Annotated in this window: 20 protein-coding genes; 11 read left to right on the top strand and 9 right to left on the bottom strand. The window is 71.9% G+C overall.

Annotation, left to right across the window (positions count from 1 at the left end):
- Window positions 1-4: 4 nt before the first annotated feature.
- The gene (gene folP / locus ACRDP3_RS11310; RefSeq protein WP_431516754.1) at window positions 5-874 is read right to left on the bottom strand and encodes a dihydropteroate synthase; all 870 of its coding nucleotides are present in this window, start codon (window positions 872-874) and stop codon (window positions 5-7) included.
- Window positions 875-1,032: 158 nt separating this feature from the next.
- On the opposite strand from folP, the gene ACRDP3_RS11305 reads away from it, so the two are divergent.
- Window positions 1,033-1,446 carry a cell division protein DivIVA gene (locus ACRDP3_RS11305; RefSeq protein WP_431516753.1) on the top strand — a complete coding sequence of 138 codons (414 nt, stop codon included), beginning with the start codon at window positions 1,033-1,035 and terminating at the stop codon, window positions 1,444-1,446.
- Complete coding sequence (locus ACRDP3_RS11300; protein WP_431516752.1) at window positions 1,436-2,059, top strand: DNA-3-methyladenine glycosylase I; 624 nt, start codon at window positions 1,436-1,438, stop codon at window positions 2,057-2,059. The genes ACRDP3_RS11305 and ACRDP3_RS11300 overlap by 11 nt, the downstream gene beginning before the upstream one ends.
- Here the strand turns inward: ACRDP3_RS11300 and ACRDP3_RS11295 are convergent.
- Window positions 2,046-2,834 (bottom strand): enoyl-CoA hydratase-related protein, encoded by a 789-nt coding sequence (locus ACRDP3_RS11295; protein ID WP_431516751.1) that lies wholly within the window; start codon window positions 2,832-2,834, stop codon window positions 2,046-2,048. The genes ACRDP3_RS11300 and ACRDP3_RS11295 overlap by 14 nt on opposite strands.
- Window positions 2,835-3,158: 324 nt before the next feature.
- Between ACRDP3_RS11295 and ACRDP3_RS11290 the strand changes: the two genes are divergently transcribed.
- On the top strand, window positions 3,159-3,326 hold the full coding sequence (locus tag ACRDP3_RS11290; RefSeq protein WP_016469583.1) for a DUF3117 domain-containing protein: 168 nt from the start codon (window positions 3,159-3,161) through the stop codon (window positions 3,324-3,326).
- Window positions 3,327-3,503: 177 nt separating this feature from the next.
- Here the strand turns inward: ACRDP3_RS11290 and ACRDP3_RS11285 are convergent, their stop codons facing one another.
- Complete coding sequence (locus tag ACRDP3_RS11285; RefSeq protein WP_431516750.1) at window positions 3,504-4,184, bottom strand: O-methyltransferase; 681 nt, start codon at window positions 4,182-4,184, stop codon at window positions 3,504-3,506.
- Between the two features lie 206 nt (window positions 4,185-4,390).
- Between ACRDP3_RS11285 and sigE the strand changes: the two genes are divergently transcribed.
- The 4 genes from sigE to ACRDP3_RS11265 all read left to right on the top strand — a co-directional run bounded on the left by sigE (window position 4,391) and on the right by ACRDP3_RS11265 (window position 7,724).
- Complete coding sequence (sigE, locus tag ACRDP3_RS11280) at window positions 4,391-5,161, top strand: RNA polymerase sigma factor SigE (RefSeq protein ID WP_431516749.1); 771 nt, start codon at window positions 4,391-4,393, stop codon at window positions 5,159-5,161.
- An 11-nt stretch (window positions 5,162-5,172) separates the two neighbouring features.
- The gene (locus tag ACRDP3_RS11275; protein WP_431516748.1) at window positions 5,173-6,225 is read left to right on the top strand and encodes a zf-HC2 domain-containing protein; all 1,053 of its coding nucleotides are present in this window, start codon (window positions 5,173-5,175) and stop codon (window positions 6,223-6,225) included.
- A gap of 141 nt (window positions 6,226-6,366) precedes the next feature.
- Window positions 6,367-6,858: a sec-independent translocase gene (locus ACRDP3_RS11270; protein WP_431516747.1), complete on the top strand. Its 492-nt coding sequence runs from the start codon at window positions 6,367-6,369 to the stop codon at window positions 6,856-6,858.
- Between the two features lie 194 nt (window positions 6,859-7,052).
- Window positions 7,053-7,724, top strand: coding sequence for a hypothetical protein (locus ACRDP3_RS11265; protein WP_431516746.1), 672 nt, complete (start codon window positions 7,053-7,055; stop codon window positions 7,722-7,724).
- Window positions 7,725-7,820: 96 nt separating this feature from the next.
- Here the strand turns inward: ACRDP3_RS11265 and ACRDP3_RS11260 are convergent, their stop codons facing one another.
- Genes ACRDP3_RS11260 through ACRDP3_RS11250 form a run of 3 tightly spaced genes read right to left on the bottom strand, consistent with a single transcriptional unit; the run spans window position 7,821 to window position 10,965 of the window.
- Complete coding sequence (locus ACRDP3_RS11260; RefSeq protein ID WP_431516745.1) at window positions 7,821-8,993, bottom strand: Mrp/NBP35 family ATP-binding protein; 1,173 nt, start codon at window positions 8,991-8,993, stop codon at window positions 7,821-7,823.
- A 57-nt stretch (window positions 8,994-9,050) separates the two neighbouring features.
- Window positions 9,051-9,644 (bottom strand): DUF1003 domain-containing protein, encoded by a 594-nt coding sequence (locus ACRDP3_RS11255; protein WP_431516744.1) that lies wholly within the window; start codon window positions 9,642-9,644, stop codon window positions 9,051-9,053.
- Window positions 9,634-10,965 carry a magnesium transporter MgtE N-terminal domain-containing protein gene (locus ACRDP3_RS11250; RefSeq protein ID WP_431516743.1) on the bottom strand — a complete coding sequence of 444 codons (1,332 nt, stop codon included), beginning with the start codon at window positions 10,963-10,965 and terminating at the stop codon, window positions 9,634-9,636. The genes ACRDP3_RS11255 and ACRDP3_RS11250 overlap by 11 nt, the downstream gene beginning before the upstream one ends.
- Window positions 10,966-11,143: 178 nt before the next feature.
- On the opposite strand from ACRDP3_RS11250, the gene ACRDP3_RS11245 reads away from it, so the two are divergent.
- Complete coding sequence (locus ACRDP3_RS11245; protein ID WP_431516742.1) at window positions 11,144-11,896, top strand: hypothetical protein; 753 nt, start codon at window positions 11,144-11,146, stop codon at window positions 11,894-11,896.
- Between the two features lie 175 nt (window positions 11,897-12,071).
- Here ACRDP3_RS11245 and ACRDP3_RS11240 read toward each other — a convergent pair whose 3' ends face one another.
- Both ACRDP3_RS11240 and ACRDP3_RS11235 read right to left on the bottom strand, forming a co-directional pair.
- Window positions 12,072-12,590, bottom strand: coding sequence for a hypothetical protein (locus ACRDP3_RS11240; RefSeq protein WP_431516741.1), 519 nt, complete (start codon window positions 12,588-12,590; stop codon window positions 12,072-12,074).
- Window positions 12,591-12,669: 79 nt separating this feature from the next.
- Complete coding sequence (locus tag ACRDP3_RS11235; RefSeq protein WP_431516740.1) at window positions 12,670-13,785, bottom strand: magnesium and cobalt transport protein CorA; 1,116 nt, start codon at window positions 13,783-13,785, stop codon at window positions 12,670-12,672.
- Window positions 13,786-14,284: 499 nt separating this feature from the next.
- Here ACRDP3_RS11235 and ACRDP3_RS11230 point away from each other — a divergent pair, with 499 nt between their 5' ends.
- The 3 genes from ACRDP3_RS11230 (at window position 14,285) to ACRDP3_RS11220 (ending at window position 16,593) form a co-directional block, all read left to right on the top strand.
- On the top strand, window positions 14,285-14,872 hold the full coding sequence (locus tag ACRDP3_RS11230) for a suppressor of fused domain protein (protein WP_431516739.1): 588 nt from the start codon (window positions 14,285-14,287) through the stop codon (window positions 14,870-14,872).
- Window positions 14,873-14,979: 107 nt separating this feature from the next.
- Window positions 14,980-15,618, top strand: coding sequence for a DUF6758 family protein (locus ACRDP3_RS11225; protein ID WP_431516738.1), 639 nt, complete (start codon window positions 14,980-14,982; stop codon window positions 15,616-15,618).
- Between the two features lie 129 nt (window positions 15,619-15,747).
- On the top strand, window positions 15,748-16,593 hold the full coding sequence (locus ACRDP3_RS11220; RefSeq protein ID WP_431516737.1) for a PHP domain-containing protein: 846 nt from the start codon (window positions 15,748-15,750) through the stop codon (window positions 16,591-16,593).
- A 29-nt stretch (window positions 16,594-16,622) separates the two neighbouring features.
- Here the strand turns inward: ACRDP3_RS11220 and ACRDP3_RS11215 are convergent, their stop codons facing one another.
- Window positions 16,623-17,528: an alpha/beta fold hydrolase gene (locus tag ACRDP3_RS11215; RefSeq protein WP_431516736.1), complete on the bottom strand. Its 906-nt coding sequence runs from the start codon at window positions 17,526-17,528 to the stop codon at window positions 16,623-16,625.
- Window positions 17,529-17,759: the final 231 nt, after the last annotated feature.

The raw sequence follows: 17,759 nt of genomic DNA, 5'->3' as shown, positions 1-17,759 counted from the left end.
CTGGTCAGGCGAGCCCGCGCCGCGCCACCGCGGGCGGGCGGTGGCCGGCGATGGCCGCCACCATCTCGAGCACCTGCCGGGTTTCGGCCACTTCGTGCACGCGGTAGACCTGGGCACCGAGCCATGCCGAGACCGCCGTGGTGGCGAGGGTTCCGGTCAGCCGCTCCTTGACCGGTTTGTCCAGGGTCTCGCCGACGAAGTCCTTGTTGGACAGTGAGACGAGAACCGGCCAGCCCGTACGGGTCAGCTCGCCCAGCCCGCGAGTGGCTTCCAGCGAGTGGCGGGTGCTCTTGCCGAAGTCGTGCCCGGGATCGATGAGGATGGCGTCGCGTCGCACCCCGAGGCCGGCGGCACGCTCGGCGAGGCCCAGCGTCACGCGGAGGATGTCGGCGAGCACGCCGCCCTCGCCCTCGTAGCTCACCCGGTGCGGGCGGGTGCGTGGCTCGGCGCCGCCGGCGTGCGTGCACACCAGGCCGGCGCCGTGCCGGGCCGCGACCTGGGCGAGCAGGGGGTCGACCCCGCCCCAGGCGTCGTTGATCAGATCCGCCCCCGCGGCGCAGACCGCCTCCCCGACCTCATGCCGCCAGGTGTCGACGCTGATCACGACATCCGGATACCGGCGCCGCACCTCCGCGACGAAGCCCACCGTGCGGCGCGCTTCCTCCGCAGCGGTCACCTCCGCGCCGGGACCGGCCTTCACGCCGCCGATGTCGATGACGGCGGCGCCCTCCGAGACCGCCTGCTCGACCCGCTCCAGGGCGGGCTCGTCGCCGAAGGTGGCGCCGCGGTCGTAGAAGGAGTCGGGTGTCCGGTTCACGATGGCCATGATCACGGGCTCGTGCGGGCCGAACTCACGTTTCCCCAGGCGCAGCATCCGCCATCCTCTCGCTCACGGGGGTTCCACGCCGGCCCCTCCCAGCCGCCGACCCTAACCTCCCCGGGCGACGGGACCGCCGGGGTGTCAGCGGGGCGTGGCAGGATCGGGGACCACAAACAGCCGTAGTCATCCGGACGGACGTCGGGGAGTTGGCCGTGTTCTGGTTCCTGCTGATCTCGCTGGCCGTGGTCGTCGCCGCGGTCACGCTCGCCGTGGTGGGCAGCGGCGGTGACGGATCCGGCGGTGCCGCCACGGGCGGACTCGCCGACGCCTCGCCCGACCTGCTCGACGAGCCGCTGCCGTCCGACCGTCCGGTGAGCCGACGCGACGTGGACGGCCTTCGGCTGCCGGTGACCGCCCGCGGTTACCGGATGCAGCAGGTCGACGACATCCTGGACCGGCTCGGCGCGGAGCTGGCCGAGCGGGACGCCCGTATCGCCGAGTTGGAGTCCGCGCTGGCGGGCGCCCAGGCGGCGGCGATGGGGCGCGCCGACGCCTATGGCGGACACCGGGAGTACGGCGGTCACGCGGGTGCCGGAGGTGCGGTGGAGCGACCCGATGAGCGCTGAGGAGACCGAGGAGACCGAGGACGGCGCCCGGGCGGGCGCGGACGGGCGGCTGCGGTGCCCGTGGGGACTGTCCACCGAGGACTACGCGGCCTACCACGACACCGAGTGGGGCCGCGCCGTGCACGGGGACGACGCCCTCTACGAGCGGCTTTCCCTGGAGGCCTTCCAGTCCGGCCTGTCCTGGCTGACGATCCTGCGCCGCCGCGAAGGCTTCCGCGCGGCCTTCGCGGGCTTCCGCATCGCGGACGTGGCGGCTTTCACGGCGGCGGACGAGGCCCGGCTGCTCGCCGATCCCGGCATCATCCGGAACCGCGCGAAGATCCAGGCGGCCGTCGCCAACGCGAAGGTCGCGGCGGCGCTCGGTGCGGGCGAGCTGGATGCCCTGATCTGGTCGTTCGCACCGGACCCCGAGGGGCGCCCGGTGCCCCGCAGGAGCGCCGACATCCCCGCCGTCACAGCCGAGTCCACGGCGTTGTCCAAGGAGCTGAAGAAGCGCGGCTTCCGCTTCGTCGGCCCGACGACGGCATACGCGCTGATGCAGGCGTGCGGTCTGGTCAACGATCACCTGGCCGACTGCTGGGCCAGGGACCTGATGCCGGTCAGCGTCCGGTGAAGCGGGGCTTCTCCTTCTTCACGAACGCCTCCACCGCGGCCCTGTGATCCTGCGACGCGCCCGCGCGCAGCTGGAGTTCGGCCTCCTTCTCCAGCGTCTCGGCCAGTGAGTGATCCGCTCCGTAGGCCAGTGACTCCTTGATCGCGGCATACGCGGCCGTCGGGCCCTGTGCGAGCTGGCGTGCCATCGTCGCGGCCGTCTCCGGCAGCTCATCGGCCGGCACCACCTTGTGTGCCAGGCCCAGCTCCAGCGCCTCCGCGGCCCGCACGCTGCGCGGGAACAGCAGCAGGTCCGCCGCGCGGCCCGGACCCACCAGCCGCGGCAGCGTCCAGGAGATCCCGGAGTCGGCGGTGAGCGCGATCCCGGCGAAGGCGGTGTTGAACGCGGCCGAGTCCGCGAGCAGGCGGTAGTCCGCGGCGAAGGCGAAGCCCGCACCCGCGCCCGCGGCGACGCCGTTCACCGCGGCGACGACCGGCTTGGGCATCTCCGCGATGGCGAGCGTGATCGGGTTGTAGTGCTCCTCGACGGTGTGCAGAGCGCTGCCGCCCTGCTCCTGGAGCGAGCCGATGTGTTCCTTGAGGTCCTGGCCGACGCAGAAGGCGCGCCCGCTGCCGGTCAGCAGCACCGCGCGTACGGCCTCGTCGGCCGCCGCCGCGCGGAGGGCGTCGCGGAGCGCGGACTTCAGTTCGTCGTTGAGCGCGTTCATCGCGTCGGGGCGGTTGAGGGTGACCGTCGCCAGTCCCTCGGTCACTTCATAGAGCACGGTGTCGGACATGGGGCCAGCATGTCCCAGATCATCGGAGGCCGACAGAGCACCCCCGGCGGTGCTCGGCGGGGCGCCGCGTGGGCTCGGTATGTGAGCTGCGTCAACCGCGAAAGCCGGCCGCGCGGGCTCCGGAAACCGCTGAGTGGCGGCGCAGTATCGCAGGCTCGTCAACGGAATGGGTGGTTTTGTGCGAGAGAGAGGCACAAGTGATGTGACCTCTTGTTGGTCATCGGGTCCTGCCATGCGGGATAATGGCTGGGAAGCAATGTGTTCGATGCCGGTGACACGCTCGTTGTCGGCTGCGATCAGCTGGTTTCAGGAAGGGGAACGAGCATGGCGGCCATGAAGCCGCGGACGGGTGATGGCCCGCTCGAGGTGACCAAGGAGGGGCGGGGCATCGTCATGCGCGTGCCGCTCGAAGGCGGTGGGCGACTCGTCGTCGAGCTGACCCCGGATGAGGCGACTGCGCTTGGTGAGGAGCTGAAGAAGGTCTGCGGCTGAGCGCCCGCGCAGCCGAGAGCTGACGGCCGCACAGCAGACCGACCGACGCCTTCCGTGGGCCTTTGACTGCCCCGGAGCACACCCCGTGCTCCGGGGCAGTCGCGTCGCCCGGTCCGGGACGGAGCTCACATGCCGCGTCTACGGCCCTACGGCTTCGCGAATCCCGGCTTCACCGCTTCACCGCTTCACCGCGCACAGCAGCCCGTCGCCCACGGGCAGCAGCGAGGGAACCAGCAGGGGGCTCTCACGTACCGTGCGCAGCAGTTCGCGCAGCTTGAGGACTTCGGCGGACCGGGCCGCGGAGTCGACCGTACGGCCTTCCGAGAAGACCCCCTCGAAGCAGACGAGTCCCCCGCGCCGCAGCAGACGCAACGATTCGCCGAGGTAATCCAGGTACTCCGCCCGGTCGCCGTCGCAGAAGACGAGGTCGTAGCCGCCGTCCGCCAGCCGCGGCAGCACCTCCAGCGCGGAGCCGGGGATGAAGCGCGCGCGGTTTCCGGCGAACCCGGCCGCGCGGAAGGCCTGCCGGGCGAACTGCTGCTGTTCGGGCTCGATGTCCACCGTTGTCAGCACGCCGTCGGGGCGCATCCCGGCCAGCAGGTGAATGCCCGACACGCCGGTGCCGGTACCGATCTCGGCCACCGCTTTGGCGTCCACGGCGGCGGCCAGCAGGCGCAGGGCGGCACCGGTGCTGGGGGACACCGCGCGCACCGCCACGTGCCGCGCCCGCTCACGGGCCCAGCGCAGCGCCGCGTTCCCGGCGTCGTCGACGAGGTCGGCGCCGTACGCATCGGCGAACGCCCAGCTCGTCTGCGGGTTGCCGGTAATGGCCCTCTCCTGTCCCCGTCCTCCACGCACCGAGACTGTATCCGCTGCCCCGGGAACACGCTGATGGGACCGGGCGTTGGAAGGAGTGGAGGCGCAACGCGGTAAAGGCTGCGCGGGGGAGCGCGGTGGACGGCGTGGAGTCGAGGGAACCGATGCGGCAGCCCGAGTGGCAGGACCGGGTGCGGGACGGAGAGCCGGTGAAAAGTGCTTATCCGGAGCTAACGGGCGAGGTGGCTATGGTAGGGGCTCCACTGGACACCACCAGAGCCGACAGGGGAGGTGCGGCGGTCCGGGATCGCGGGATGCTCAGGCGTTTCCGCAGGTCGGCGGACGAGCCGAAATCCGTGAGCAATGCAGCTGACCAGGTCCACACCGCCGATTCCGCGACCACGGCGACTTTCGACACCGATGCGGAGACCCAGGCCTGGACCCCTCCCACCTGGGAGGAGATCGTCAGCACGCACAGTGCGCGCGTCTACCGCCTCGCATACCGGCTCACCGGCAACCAGCACGACGCGGAGGACCTCACCCAGGAGGTCTTCGTCCGCGTCTTCCGCTCCCTGTCCACCTATACGCCGGGCACCTTCGAGGGCTGGCTGCACCGCATCACCACGAACCTCTTCCTGGACACGGTCCGGCGCAAGCAGCGCATCCGGTTCGACGCGCTCGCCGACGACGCGGCGGAGCGGCTGCCGAGCCGTGAGCCCACTCCGCAGCAGTACTTCAACGACACCCACTTCGACGCGGATGTGCAACAGGCGCTGGACACCCTCGCGCCGGAGTTCCGTGCGGCCGTCGTGCTCTGTGACATCGAAGGACTGTCGTACGAGGAGATCGCCGCCACGCTCGGCGTGAAGCTGGGCACCGTGCGCAGCCGGATCCACCGAGGACGCTCGCACCTGCGCAAGGCGCTGCAGCACCGCTCTCCCGAGGCACGGGCCGAGCAGCAGCGCGCGCTGAGCGCGGCGGCCCCGGGCGTCGGGAGCGGGGAGGTCGGTGCCGAGTGAGTGGCGCCGGTATGGGACGCCGATCGCCGCAGCCGGGTAGCGGCCTCACACCGGTCGAGCAGCATCTCGGTGACCGCCTCGCGGCCTTGATCGACGGGGAGCTCGGCCATGACGCACGCGAGCGCGTTCTGTCGCACCTGGCGACCTGCCGGGGCTGCAAGACGGAGGCGGACGCGCAGCGCCGGCTGAAGAGCGTCTTCGCGGACACCGCTCCACCGCCCCCCTCGGACGGTCTGCTGGCGCGGCTGCAGGGACTGCCCGCCGGAAGTGCGGAAGCGCCGCCCGGCGCGAAGGGGTCCGACGATGACGGCGCCCCGGGCGGCGGCTCGCGTGGCGGGCACTCCCGCGCGATGTCGGTCGTCTCCGCTGTTTCGGCCCTGTCGGCTGTTTCGGCCCCTTCGTCCAAGGGGTCCGGCGGTTCCATCTGGGTCCTCGACCAGCTGCCCGGCGGAGGTGGCGGCGGCGCGCTGTCCCCGAGCCGCGGCTTCCGTATACACGAGGAGCTGGAGCGGCTGTCCTCGCGTGGCCGCCGCTTCGCCTTCGCGGCGGCGGGAGCCGTCTCGCTGGCCGCCTTCGCCCTCGGTGGTGCGCTGGGTACCGGCTCGGCCAGCAGCGGGCCCACGGTCGCGAAGGGGGACACCGGTACCTCCGCGAGCGCGGTCCGTACGGCCTCGACCTCCGCGAGTTCCGACCGCGACCGTCGGCGGCGCGGCACCAACGGCAACAGTGAGGCCGGTGCGGTCAGCGCGAACACGGTGGCCGGCGCCACTTCGGGCGCGTCGGTGATGTCGGACCGCGCCGCCCTGCTCCGGTACGGCGCCCCCTGGGCCGTGCCGTCCGCGACCCCTGCCGCACCGGGCCGGCCCGGGACGGTCCTCCCGCTGACGCCGGACTCCCTCTTCGCTCCACCGCTGATCCGGTCCGCGCTGTCACCGGTCCCCTACGCCGCCTATCAGGCCGACGCGGCAGAAGTGCCGTACGTGAACGCGGTCCCGGGCCGTACGCCGGTGCGGAGCGCGCCCGCGCCCTCGCCGGTCATCACGGCCGCGCCGCCGCCGCGTTGACCCCCGGGTGACCTCCCCCCGTCGACGAGGTACGCGGCCGGGAGCGGATGACGAGGTGGGCTCCCACCGTGCCCGCCACTCCGGGTACCGTGACAACGGGCCGTACCGGCCCGAAGGCCTGAGGGATGAGGGAGCTGCAAGGTGTTCTTCGACATAGGACCCCTAGAGCTGGTCGCGCTCGTCATCCTCGCCGTCCTCATCTTCGGGCCGGAGAAGCTTCCCAAGGTGATCCAGGACGTGTCGGGCTTCATCCGTAAGGTGCGGCAGTTCTCGGACAACGCCAAGGAAGACATCCGCTCCGAGCTGGGACCGGAATTCAAGGACTTCGAATTCGAGGACCTGAACCCGAAGAACTTCGCCCGCAAGCACCTTCTCGACGGTGACGACCTCGGCTTGGACGACATCCGCAACGGCTTCGACATGCGCAAGGACATGGCGGAGGTCACCGACGCCGTGAACGGCACCGAGAGCGCCGGTGGCGCGCGGGGCACGGGCGGTGCCGGCGGCAGCCGTACCAGCCTCCGCAAGGAGGAGCCGGCCGGCCTCGCGACGGCCGACCCGCTCAGCAAGGACCGCCCGGCCGGGGGGTCCCCGAAGGACGAGCCGCCCCCCTTCGACGCCGACGCCACCTGACCCGCCCGCCGGTAGGCGCCTCATCTGCCTCATCAGGATCACCTGAGAGGCGCATCTCACCTCCACGACGCCGGGCCGATGTTCGGTCATGCCCGACACGGCGGACCCGGGTGGCTATCCTCCCTGTGTCGGGGGTCGCCGTCCGAGGGGGGCAGGCAGCCCGTACTACAGGGCAATGAGGAGGCGTCGCGCAGATGGAGACGACAAGTCGGGTGGCCGGGGAACCCGGGCCCGCCGCACCGGAGGATCCCGGTGCTGAGCGGGCTGTGGACGGATTTCTGACGGCTTCCTTTCCGTGGTACGGCCTCGATGAGGCGTTCACCGGTCCGCGCTGGCTGATGCGGGTCGGAGCAGCCGCCGACGGCACGGTGGAGCATGGCTCCACGGGGCACGGAGAGCCGCCGTCGCTCAAGGTGGAGGCCAATCCGGACAACCAGCGCTTCGCCGTCACGGTCACGGTCGCCAGCCGGCCCGTGCGGCGCAGTGCGGACGGCACGGGCGTGCTGGAGGCGACCTCCGTCTCGACGGCCGCCTGGCTGGCCGGTTCCGGGCTGCTGTCGTGCACCTGGCCGCAGGAGATGGAGCGAGGGCTTCGGCAGGACTGGCTCGACCAGCAGACCGTGGTCGCGTGGGAGCTCGCGGACGATCTGGGCGGTACGGGCTGGTCCGCGCTGTCCCTGCCGGTGGACGGCGTGCCGACCGACTTCCACTACCGGGAGTCCGAATACGGCTGGGTGCTGGCGGGCTCCGCACGGGAAGGCGTGCACATCGGCGCGTACGGGCGCGGCATGAGCGCCTACGGGCTGGGCTTCTCGGTGGTCAAGGACATCGAGAGCTACGAGCACGACGAGCGCGACGAGCACTGAGCCGGTCGCGCAGTACGTCGGACGGTACGTCGCACCGTAAGGGGCGCCCTCCAGGGAGGGCGCCCCTTACGCGCGTACGGTCCGGCTGTCAGTCCGTCAGAACTTATTGCTCGGGGTGAGCCCCAGCGACATCCCCGACAGGCCCCGCTGCCGGGCGCTCAGCTTGCCCGCGATCGCGCGGAGCGCGCTGCCCGCGGGCGAGTCCGGGTCGCTCAGTACCACCGGCTTGCCCTCGTCGCCGCCCTCGCGCACCTTGAGGTCGATCGGAATGCCACCCAGCACCGGCACCTCGGCGCCGGTGGTCCTCGTCAGCCCCTCGGCGACGCGCTGCCCGCCGCCCGTACCGAAGACGTCGATCATCTCGTCGCAGTGCGGGCAGGGCATCCCCGACATGTTCTCGATGACGCCGACGATCTTCTGGTGCGTCTGCACGGCGATCGAGCCCGCACGCTCGGCGACCTCGGCGGCGGCCTGCTGCGGCGTCGTCACGACCAGGATCTCGGCGTTGGGCACCAGTTGGGCGACCGAGATCGCGATGTCGCCGGTGCCGGGCGGGAGGTCGAGCAGCAGCACGTCCAGGTCGCCCCAGTAGACGTCCGCGAGGAACTGCTGGAGCGCGCGGTGCAGCATCGGGCCGCGCCAGACCACGGGGGAGTTGCCGGGCGTGAACATGCCGATCGAGATGACCTTCACGCCCTGTGCCGAGGGCGGCATGATCATGTCCTCGACCTGTGTCGGCCGCGCGTCGGTGCCCAGCATCCGGGGCACCGAGTGCCCGTAGATGTCGGCGTCCACGACGCCCACCTTGAGGCCGTCGGCCGCGAGTGAGGCCGCGAGGTTCACGGTCACCGACGACTTGCCGACGCCGCCCTTGCCGGAGGCCACACAGTAGACGCGGGTCAGCGAGCCGGGCTGGGCGAAGGGGACCTCACGTTCGGCCTTGCCGCCGCGCAGCGAGGAGGCCAGCTCACGCCGCTGCTCGTCGCTCATCACATCGAGTTCGACGGCGACGCGTGTGACGCCTGCCACACGCTGGACCGCCTCGGTCACGTTCGCGGTGATGGTCTCGCGCATCGGACAGCCGGAGACCGTCAGATAGACCCCGACGTCGACGGCGCCGTCGGGCGCGATGCCGACGGATTTCACCATTCCCAGGTCGGTGATCGGCCGGTGGATCTCCGGGTCGTTCACCGTCGCGAGCGCGGCCCGCACCGCGTCCTCGGTGGGGCCGGTCGCCGGGGGTGCCTCCGGGGGAGTATCGGTAGCCATGCCGAAATGGTACGGCCGTCCCGGCACGCGCCCGAAGCCGGTGGGGAGCGGAGTCGGTCACTCTGGATCAAGGGACCCAGGGCGGGCCTCGACGGTGGCCGTGTCGTACTCGTGCGCCTCGTGCCGCTCCAGATCCTTGACCAGGTCCTGGAGTTCGGAGCGGATCCAGTCGCGGGTGGCGACTTCCCCCAGCCCCATCCGGAGCGAGGCGATCTCCCGGGTCAGGAACTCGGTGTCGGCGATGCTGCGCTCGTTCTGTTTGCGGTCCTGCTCCAGATTGACCCTGTCCCGGTCGTCCTGCCGGTTCTGGGCGAGGAGGATCAGCGGTGCCGCGTACGACGCCTGAAGCGACAGGGCGAGGGTCAGGAAGATGAAGGGGTATTCGTCGAACCGCAGCCGCTCGGGCAGCAGGACGTTCCAGCCGACCCACACCACGACGACGAACGTCATCCAGACGATGAACCGGCCCGTGCCCAGCAGGCGCGCGATCTCCTCCGACAGCCGCCCGAAGGCATCCGGGTCGTACTCGGGGAGCAGCCTGCGCCGCGGGGCACGCGGCACGTCCAGCCGCCCACGCGTGCTCCGCTCCCGTTCCCGCTCCCTTTCGCGTTCCCGCTCTCGTTCGCGGTCCCTGTCCCGTTCAGCCGGCATCCCGCGCGCCCCCCTCCGCGCTCAATTGCACGGACCCGGGTAGCCGCTCGGCGGCGGCCTCCCGCCAGTCGTCCGGCAGCAGGTGGTCGAGCACGTCGTCGACGGTGACCGCGCCCAGCAGATGGCCGCCCTCGTCGACGACGGGCGCCGCCACGATGTTGTACGCCGCCAGATGGCTGCTCACCGACGGCAGCGTCGTCTCCGGCGGCAGCGGGCGCAGGTCGGTGTCGACGATCGAACCGACGAGCGTGAAGGGCGGGTCCCGCAGCAGCCGCTGGAAGTGCACGACCCCCAGGTACCGTCCCGTCGGGGTCTCGTCGGGCGGCCGGCAGACGAAGACCTGTGCGGCGAGCGGCGGGGAGAGGTCCGCGTTGCGCACCCGCGCGAGCGCGTCGGCCACGGTGTCGTCCGGCTGGAGCACGATGGGCTCGGTCGTCATCATGTTTCCGGCCGTGCCCTCCTCGTAGGAGAGCAGCCGCCGCACCGGTGCCGCGTCCTGCGGCCGCATCAGCTGGAGCAGCCGCTCCTTGTCCTGCTCGGGCAGCTCCGAGAGCAGGTCGGCGGCGTCGTCCGGGTCCATCGCCTCCAGCACGTCCGCGGCGCGCTCGTCCCGCAGCTTGCCGATGATCTCCACCTGGTCGTCCTCGGGCAGTTCCTCCAGTACGTCCGCCAGCCGGTCGTCGTCCAGCGCCGCGGCGACCTCCGCGCGCCGCTTCGCGGACAGGTGGTGCAGGGTGTTGGCGAGGTCGGCGGGACGCAGCTGCTCGTAGGCGGCCAGCAAGGTGGCGGCGCCCTGCTCCTTCTCCTCCAGTGCGAAACCGGTCACCGCCGACCACTCCACGGTCAGCGCCTCCCCGCGACGTCTGAGCGCGCCGCCCTTGCCGCGCCGTACGAAGACCTTGTCGATCTGCCAGTCACGCCGGGCCGTGAGCTGCTGAACCCCCACGTCCAGGACGGTGACCGGCTCGCCGCTCTCCACCAGGGTCACCTGCCGGTCCAGCAGCTCGCCCAGCACCAGCGTTTCCGTGGGGCGCTGTTCGAAGCGCCGCATGTTCACCACGCCGGTGGTGACGACCTGGCCGGACTCCACCCCCGTCACCCGCGTCATGGGGAGGAAGACCCGGCGCCGGCTGACCACTTCGACCACCAGCCCCAGCACGCCGGGCGGCCGGCCGCCCGGCCGGTCGCCGCCCGTGCCGACGGGCTGGTCGCGCAGCATCACGACGACGTCGCGCACCCGGCCCACCTGGTCGCCGTTGGGGTCGAAGACGGCGATGCCGGCGAGGTGTGAGACGAAGACCCGGGAGGCGCCTGCGGCCATCTGTCGGGCCCTCCTCTTCGGTCCGCGCTCCGGTACATACGCACCCTTTGCCGGTTTCAGCCTAGCTTGGCGGGGGCCCGGGTGACCGTGCGGGATGGTCCGGACGGCTGCCGTCGAACGCCGGGTACCCGCCCCGGTAGGGTGCGGTTCCCGGCCCGATCTCCAGGAGGTTGCAGACGTGGTTGGAAGCGCCCGCACGCGACGGAGGGCGGCCCTGACGGGGGTCGTCTGCGCGGGTCTCACGGCGGCGCTCGCCGGCTGCGGCAGCGGGGACCCCGACGCGGGCACCAACGGGGTCGGCAAGCTCTCCGCGAAGCGGATCGAGCGGAAGGCCCGCAACGCCGCCGAGCAGGCCGACGCGGTCAGGCTGTCCGGCAACGTCGTCAGCAAGGGGAAGACCTACCACCTGGACATGCGGCTCAAGCGCAGCGGCGCCATGGGCACGGTCTCCGAGGGCGGTTCCACCTTCACCCTGCTGCGCGTCGAGAAGGACCTCTACCTCAAGGCCGACACCCGTTTCTGGGCACGGCAGGAGAAGGGCGGCGGGAAGCCGTCCCGGTCGGACGTGGAGGCCGCGGGCAAGCTGAGGGGGAAGTACGTGAAGGTGCCGCCCGGCGATCCGGCGTACAAGCAGCTCAGCGGTTTCGCGGACATGCGCGTGCTGCTGGACGGGCTGCTGGCGATGAACGGCAAGCGGGAGACCGGCGACCGCGGCGAGGTCGGCGGGGTCGGCACCATCCGGGTGCGGGCGGGCGAGGGGAACGGCGGCATCCTCGACGTCTCGCTGGCGGGCACCCCGTACCCGCTGCGCGTGGAGCGCGGCGGCGACGCGGGGGCACTCGAACTGGACGACTGGAACAAGGACTTCGCGCTGAACGCGCCGGCCAAGAGGCAGGTCGTCGACTACGGCAGGAAGATCTCCGCGAACTGACGACCTGGTGCGCGATAGCGGGCGGGCTCCCGGCGCCCTGCGACTCCGCCTCCGGCGTTGTCGTCGGTCGACGACGCTCCGCGTCGCCTCCCTCCTCCGCCTTGGATCCGAAGCCGCATGACGCCGCTCACTTATCCACCCTCCACCGCGCACCAGGTCGTGAGCCGGCCCCGGGCTACCGCCGCTTGCGGAACAGCAGTTTCGGCAGCCCGGCGGGAATCCGCCGCCGCGTCGTCGCAGCGGTGGGCAACGGCGGCGCGGCGTGCGAATCGTCCGGCATCGAGCCCGGCTGCTGTACGGGCGCACCCGCGGGTTCCAGCCGCAGCACCCGGCATTCACGCGCCCAGCGGTCGGCGATGGTGTCGAAGTCGGGCGCGTTGAGCCGCTTGCCCTTCAGCTCGCCGACCGCCGCCGTCCAGCGCTCTCCGTGCGGCGCCAACTCGACCACGCGCGCGGGCCAGACCACCAGCCGGCCGCCCTTGTCCTTGCTGCGCACGCTGACGGTCGCCGTGCCGCCGTCCGTCAGTCCGAGGCCCTCGAGAGGCTGTTCCAGCGGGCCGCCGCCGACGAGGCAGGCGGCGCCGTCGTGCCACACGTGCCACAGCGACCGTGCGGGCCCCTCGGGGCCGCGCACCCAGATGAGGGCGGACTTCTTGCCGGCCTCCTCGACGAGGGTCTGATCGAGCAGCGTCATACGGGCAGGTTACCGGCCGCGCCGTCGGCCCCACAGACCCACATGGCTCGCCTGAGCCCCGGCAGCTCCGTGGTCCGGGTCAGAGCCAGCCGTTCCGTTTGAAGCCGCGGTAGATCACCACACAGATCGACGCGGTGACGGCCATGACGGCGGGGTAGCCGTACCTCCACTGCAGCTCCGGCATGTACTCGAAGTTCATCCCGTAGATGCCCGCGATCATCGTGGGCACCGCGAAGATGGCCGCCCAAGAGGTGATCTTGCGCATGTCCTCGTTCTGCGCGACGGTGGCCTGCGCGAGGTTGGCCTGCAGGATGGAGTTGAGCAGGTCGTCGAAGGCGAGCACCTGTTCGTTCACCCGGGTCAGATGGTCGGCGACGTCCCGGAAGTACTTCTGGATGTCGGGGTCGATGACCTGCATGGGCCGCTCGCTCACCAGCTGCATCGGCCGCAGCAGGGGTGAGACGGCCCGCTTGAACTCCAGCACCTCGCGCTTGAGCTGGTAGATGCGCCCGGCGTCGCCGCCCCGCCGCCCGTTGCCCGCGGTGTTGGAGAACACCTCGATCTCCACCTCGTCGATGTCGTCCTGCACGGCGTCGGCCACCGCGAGGTAGCCGTCCACCGTCTGGTCGGCGATCGCGTGCAGTACGGCCGAGGGGCCCTTGGCGAGCAGCTCCGGGTCCTCCTCCATCCGGTGCCGCAGTGCGCGCAGCGAACCCTGGCCACCGTGCCGGACGGTGATGATGTAGTCCCGGCCGGTGAAGCACATCACCTCGCCGGTCTCCACCACCTCGCTGGTGGCGGTCAGTTCGGCGTGCTCCACGTAGTGGATGGTCTTGAAGACGGTGAAGACGCTGTCGTCGTACCGCTCCAGCTTCGGCCGCTGGTGGGCCTGTACCGCGTCCTCCACCGCGAGGGGGTGCAGCCCGTACTCCGTGGCGATGCCGGAGAACTCCTTCTCGGTCGGCTCGTGCAGACCGATCCACACGAACTCGTCCGCGCCGCCGGAGCGCACCCGGTGCAGCGCGTCGACCGGATTGAGCTGTTCGCTGACGCGCCGCCCGTCGCGGTAGACGGCACAGTCGACGACCGCGGTGTCGGCGGCGTCGGTGCGGGTGTGCTCGTAGAGGTGGGCGGAACGGCCGCCCTGGCGCAGGGTGGGTCGTACGGCGGCGCGCAGGTCTCGGATCATCGACATGCCGGGCTCCTTGTCGGTGCCTGCCGTCGTCGTGGGCGCAGCGCTGCCCGGAATGTGGACCTACGGTTCCGGTGTGCACGGGGGACCGGAGGTCTGCAAAGCGGGTATCGCGCGGGCCGCGGTGACGGCGATTACTGGTTCGCTGTGGGACGGGATGGAACGAAGCTCTGGAGCTCTTCCTCGCGCGGCCCCGGGGGAGCCCGGTGAAGTCACCGGAGAACCTGCCGAGAAGAGGCCCAGTCAGGTTTCAGCGGTGAAACCGTGGGGGAGTAGGGCGCTCAGGAGTGGGGACGCGACAGCGTGACGGAAGAGCTGTCGGTACTGCACGGTCGACTCGGATCCATGTCAGTCCCACCTCCTCCGGCCGGTCCCCCATAGGGGACGATCTCTGCCTGCCCTGACCAGCAGTCAACGGTAACACCGCTCCAGCGGTGCCGTGCCCGCTTGGGCTGCCCGGTGTGCGTCTTTGCCATGCCCTTGCGCGATCTATGCTCGCGGCATGTCTGACGTGTCGAAACTGGTCGAGGCCCGGCTCCGTTCGGCGCTGGGTGAGCCCGATGCCAGGGCGGCGGTGACCTTCCTCGGCACCGGACGCATCGAGGTGCTGCGCTTCCTCGAAGGCGATATCGCCCGGTATGCCACGCTCGGGATGTCGGCGGCACCGATGACCGATCCCGCCGCGGTCCTCAGCGACCCCGAACGCGGTCCGCGTGCTGAACTGCTGCTGTCGGTACGTGCGGGAGGTGCCGACACCGACAAGGTGCTGCGCCCGCTGGCCGTCCTCGCCGCCTCCCCGCAGGTGGAGGGGGTCGTCGTGGCGCCGGGGGCCTCCCTGGACGTCGGCGAGCCGCTGTGGCCCGGGGCACCTTTCACCTCCGTACTGGTGGCCGAATCCGGCGGCCTGGTCGAGGATCTGGAGCTGGACGCGCCGTTGGACCCGGTGCGATTCCTGCCGCTGCTGCCGATGACGCCGAACGAGGCGGCGTGGAAGCGCGTGCAGGGCGCCCCCGCGCTGGAGGAACGCTGGCTCCGGCACGGTACGGATCTGCGTGATCCGCTGCGCGCCGCGGTGCCGCTGAACGGCTGACGCGGCCCCCGTCCCGCCGTGGCGCAGCGGCGCCACGGCGACGCGGAACGACATGAGCGGGTGATCGTCCTTGACGCGGGCCCGGCCGGGGAGGACGGTTGGGTGCCATGAGGGGTGAACCCAGTTGCCCGAAGTGCGGTGGCCGGGTGCGGGCGCCCGGACTCTTCTCCGATTCCTGGCAGTGCGATCTGCACGGCACGGTACACCCGCTCCAGCCTGTCGTTCCCCCCAGCGTCGAGGCCCTCGCCGTAGCCGTGGGCCGTACGAAGGTGCCCGTCTGGATGCCCTGGCCGCTGCCGGTCGGCTGGCTGTTCACCGGTGTCGGCTGCGCCGGCGACGACAGAAGCGGCGGGCGTGCCACGGCTGTCGCGTGCTCGGGGCCGGGTCCGCTCGGTGGCACGGGCGAACTCATCCTGGTGGCCGAGGAGCTGGGAGTCGGACTCGGTGCGCGGTACGCCGGCGTGGACGGCCCGGATCCGGGTCCGAGCATGTGCGTCGACAAGCCGCCGCACGTCAAGGTGCACGCGGCGGGACGCCCCACGCCCCTCTGGCACGTGAGCGGTGCGGCGAGTGACCGCGCCGTCTTCGCGGGTGAGGCGCGTGGGCTGTGGCTGTGGGCGATCGTCTGGCCCGAGCAGTCCGGTCTGCTGCTCTACGACGAACTGGTGCTCACCGACCTGCGGGACGCGGGGGCAGAGGTCGACCTGCTGCCGTGCGGCACGCTCTCGCCGCGCCTGATCTCCTGAACCTGAACCTCCTGAACCTCCTGGCCGGCCCGGCAGGGCGGGAGAGCGGACGGCTACCCTGGAGTCCGTTCCCCCTGGCGTCCCCCCGGTCGTCCCCGCCGTCCGCGTCCGTAGTTGGAGCACCGCCCCGTGCGCATCGATCTGCACACCCACTCCACCGCATCGGACGGCACCGATTCACCGGCCGGGCTCGTCCGGCACGCGAAGGACGCCGGGCTCGACGTCGTCGCGCTGACGGACCACGACACCGTTTCCGGCCACGACGCCGCGGTACGGGCGCTGCCCACGGGGCTCACCCTGGTCACCGGTACGGAGCTGTCCTGCCGGCTCGGCGGGGTCAGCCTGCACATGCTGGCCTATCTCTTCGACCCGGCGGAGCCCGAATTCGCCCGCGAACGGGAGCTCGTGCGGGACGACCGCGTCCCCCGGGCCCGGAGCATGGTGCGCAAGCTGCGCGAGCTGGGCGTCCCGGTGACGTGGGAACGCGTGGCCGAGATCGCGGGCGACGGCTCGGTCGGCCGCCCGCACATCGCCACCGCCATGGTCGAGGCCGGCACCGTCGAGACCGTCTCCGACGCCTTCACCCGGGACTGGATCGCCAACGACGGCCGTGCGCATGTCGGCAAGCACGAACTCGACCCCTTCGACGCGCTGCGTCTGATCAAGGGCGCGGGCGGTGTCGCCGTCTTCGCGCACCCGCTCGCCGTCAAGCGCGGCCACTGCGTGCCGGAGAGCGCGATCACGGAGCTGGCCACCGCAGGCCTTGACGGGATCGAGGTCGACCACATGGACCACGAGCCCGCCACCCGCGCCCGGTTGCACGGCCTGGCCGCCGAACTGGGCCTGCTGGCCACCGGCTCCAGCGACTACCACGGCAGCCGCAAGACGTGCCGCTTGGGCGAACACACCACGGACCCGGACGTCTACGCCGAGATCGTGGCCCGCGCATCCGGCGCGGCACCCGTCACGGGCTGACGCCCCACGGCCGACGCCGACGGCCGACGTCACTCCCCGGCGGCGCGCCAGAAGTCCGCGAGCGCGCGGGCCGTTTCCCCGGGGCGTTCCGCGTTCGGTGAGTGCCCGGCGCCGGCCACGACGGTACGGGCGGCCCGCAGTCGTACGGCCATCTCGTCCAGCAGCGGCACCGGCCAGGCGTAGTCGACCGCGCCGGACAGTACGTGCACGGGGAGCTCCCGCGCCGAGACGGCCCGGGCGAGCTCCGTCACCCTGTCGGGCTCGCCGATCAACTGCTGGGCCGACGCCGTCAACTGCTCCGGCACCTGCGCCACCCAGCGCCGGTGCAGGAATTCGGCCACGGCGGGTGGTGTCTGCTCATCGGCCGCCTCGACGGGGTCCAGCTCGCGCATCGCCTGCCAGATCTCCTCCATGGTGAGCACCGGCACCGCCCCCAGCAGCAGCTTCAGCCGCCGCTGCTGGGCCGCCGAGATGGCGGCGGGACCACTGCTCATCAGGGTGAGCGACGCGAAGGGTGCGGCGTCGCGCAGCACGGCGGCCCGCGCCACGAGTCCGCCGAGCGAGTGCCCCAGCAGATGCACCCGCGGTGCCGGCCCCTCGCCGCGGCCGGCACCGGCACCGCGCCGTACCGCTACCGCCTCCGTGAGGGCGAGCACGTCCAGGGCGAGCTCGCCCTGGACGTAGGCCCCCTCGGCGCGCGGCCCGCCCGTCTCGTACTGCCCCCGTCCGTCGACGGCCACGGCACGGAAGCCCGCGTCCGCCAGCGGGCCCAGCAGGGCGATGAAGTCTTCCTTGCTGCCGGTGAAACCGGGCACGAGCAGCGCCGTGCCCAGGCGCGGCTCGCCGGCGTCGTGCACGGCGAACTCACCGCGTGCGGTGGGCAGTCGGTAGGCGCGGGCCGTGGGGGGCAGTCCGAGAGCCGGCGGCTTGCTCATGCCAGGACGCTACCGCTTGACCGTCACCCGGATGTACCGGCTCCGCCGGGCGCACAGCGGCCCGGTGCCCCGTCACGGGGCCACCGGGCCGCTGTACGTCTCGCTCGGGGCAGCTCAGCCCTCCGGGGTGGCTTCCGCCTTCGCGCCACGGGTGCGGCGGCGGCGCGGCCCGGCAGCCTCGTCGGCCGCCGGCTCCGGCTGCTTGCCGGGGGCCGTGGCCGTGCTCGTCGC

This window comes from Streptomyces sp. (assembly GCF_050698815.1).
Classification (GTDB): Bacteria; Actinomycetota; Actinomycetes; order Streptomycetales; family Streptomycetaceae; genus Streptomyces.
This window is presented reverse-complemented; position numbering and strand designations above follow the sequence as displayed.

Bases quoted from the DNA above. Each gene is read 5' to 3' on its own strand.
- ACRDP3_RS11215 (WP_431516736.1), bottom strand. From the start codon at position 17,528: ATGAGCAAGCCGCCGGCTCTCGGACTGCCCCCCACGGCCCGCGCCTAC.
- folP (WP_431516754.1), bottom strand. From the start codon at position 874: ATGCTGCGCCTGGGGAAACGTGAGTTCGGCCCGCACGAGCCCGTGATC.
- ACRDP3_RS11295 (WP_431516751.1), bottom strand. From the start codon at position 2,834: ATGTCCGACACCGTGCTCTATGAAGTGACCGAGGGACTGGCGACGGTC.
- ACRDP3_RS11300 (WP_431516752.1), top strand. From the start codon at position 1,436: ATGAGCGCTGAGGAGACCGAGGAGACCGAGGACGGCGCCCGGGCGGGC.
- ACRDP3_RS11235 (WP_431516740.1), bottom strand. From the start codon at position 13,785: ATGTCGATGATCCGAGACCTGCGCGCCGCCGTACGACCCACCCTGCGC.
- ACRDP3_RS11275 (WP_431516748.1), top strand. From the start codon at position 5,173: ATGGGACGCCGATCGCCGCAGCCGGGTAGCGGCCTCACACCGGTCGAG.
- ACRDP3_RS11290 (WP_016469583.1), top strand. From the start codon at position 3,159: ATGGCGGCCATGAAGCCGCGGACGGGTGATGGCCCGCTCGAGGTGACC.
- ACRDP3_RS11255 (WP_431516744.1), bottom strand. From the start codon at position 9,644: ATGCCGGCTGAACGGGACAGGGACCGCGAACGAGAGCGGGAACGCGAA.
- ACRDP3_RS11225 (WP_431516738.1), top strand. From the start codon at position 14,980: ATGAGGGGTGAACCCAGTTGCCCGAAGTGCGGTGGCCGGGTGCGGGCG.
- sigE (WP_431516749.1), top strand. From the start codon at position 4,391: ATGGTAGGGGCTCCACTGGACACCACCAGAGCCGACAGGGGAGGTGCG.
- ACRDP3_RS11240 (WP_431516741.1), bottom strand. From the start codon at position 12,590: ATGACGCTGCTCGATCAGACCCTCGTCGAGGAGGCCGGCAAGAAGTCC.
- ACRDP3_RS11250 (WP_431516743.1), bottom strand. From the start codon at position 10,965: ATGGCCGCAGGCGCCTCCCGGGTCTTCGTCTCACACCTCGCCGGCATC.
- ACRDP3_RS11265 (WP_431516746.1), top strand. From the start codon at position 7,053: ATGGAGACGACAAGTCGGGTGGCCGGGGAACCCGGGCCCGCCGCACCG.
- ACRDP3_RS11260 (WP_431516745.1), bottom strand. From the start codon at position 8,993: ATGGCTACCGATACTCCCCCGGAGGCACCCCCGGCGACCGGCCCCACC.
- ACRDP3_RS11230 (WP_431516739.1), top strand. From the start codon at position 14,285: ATGTCTGACGTGTCGAAACTGGTCGAGGCCCGGCTCCGTTCGGCGCTG.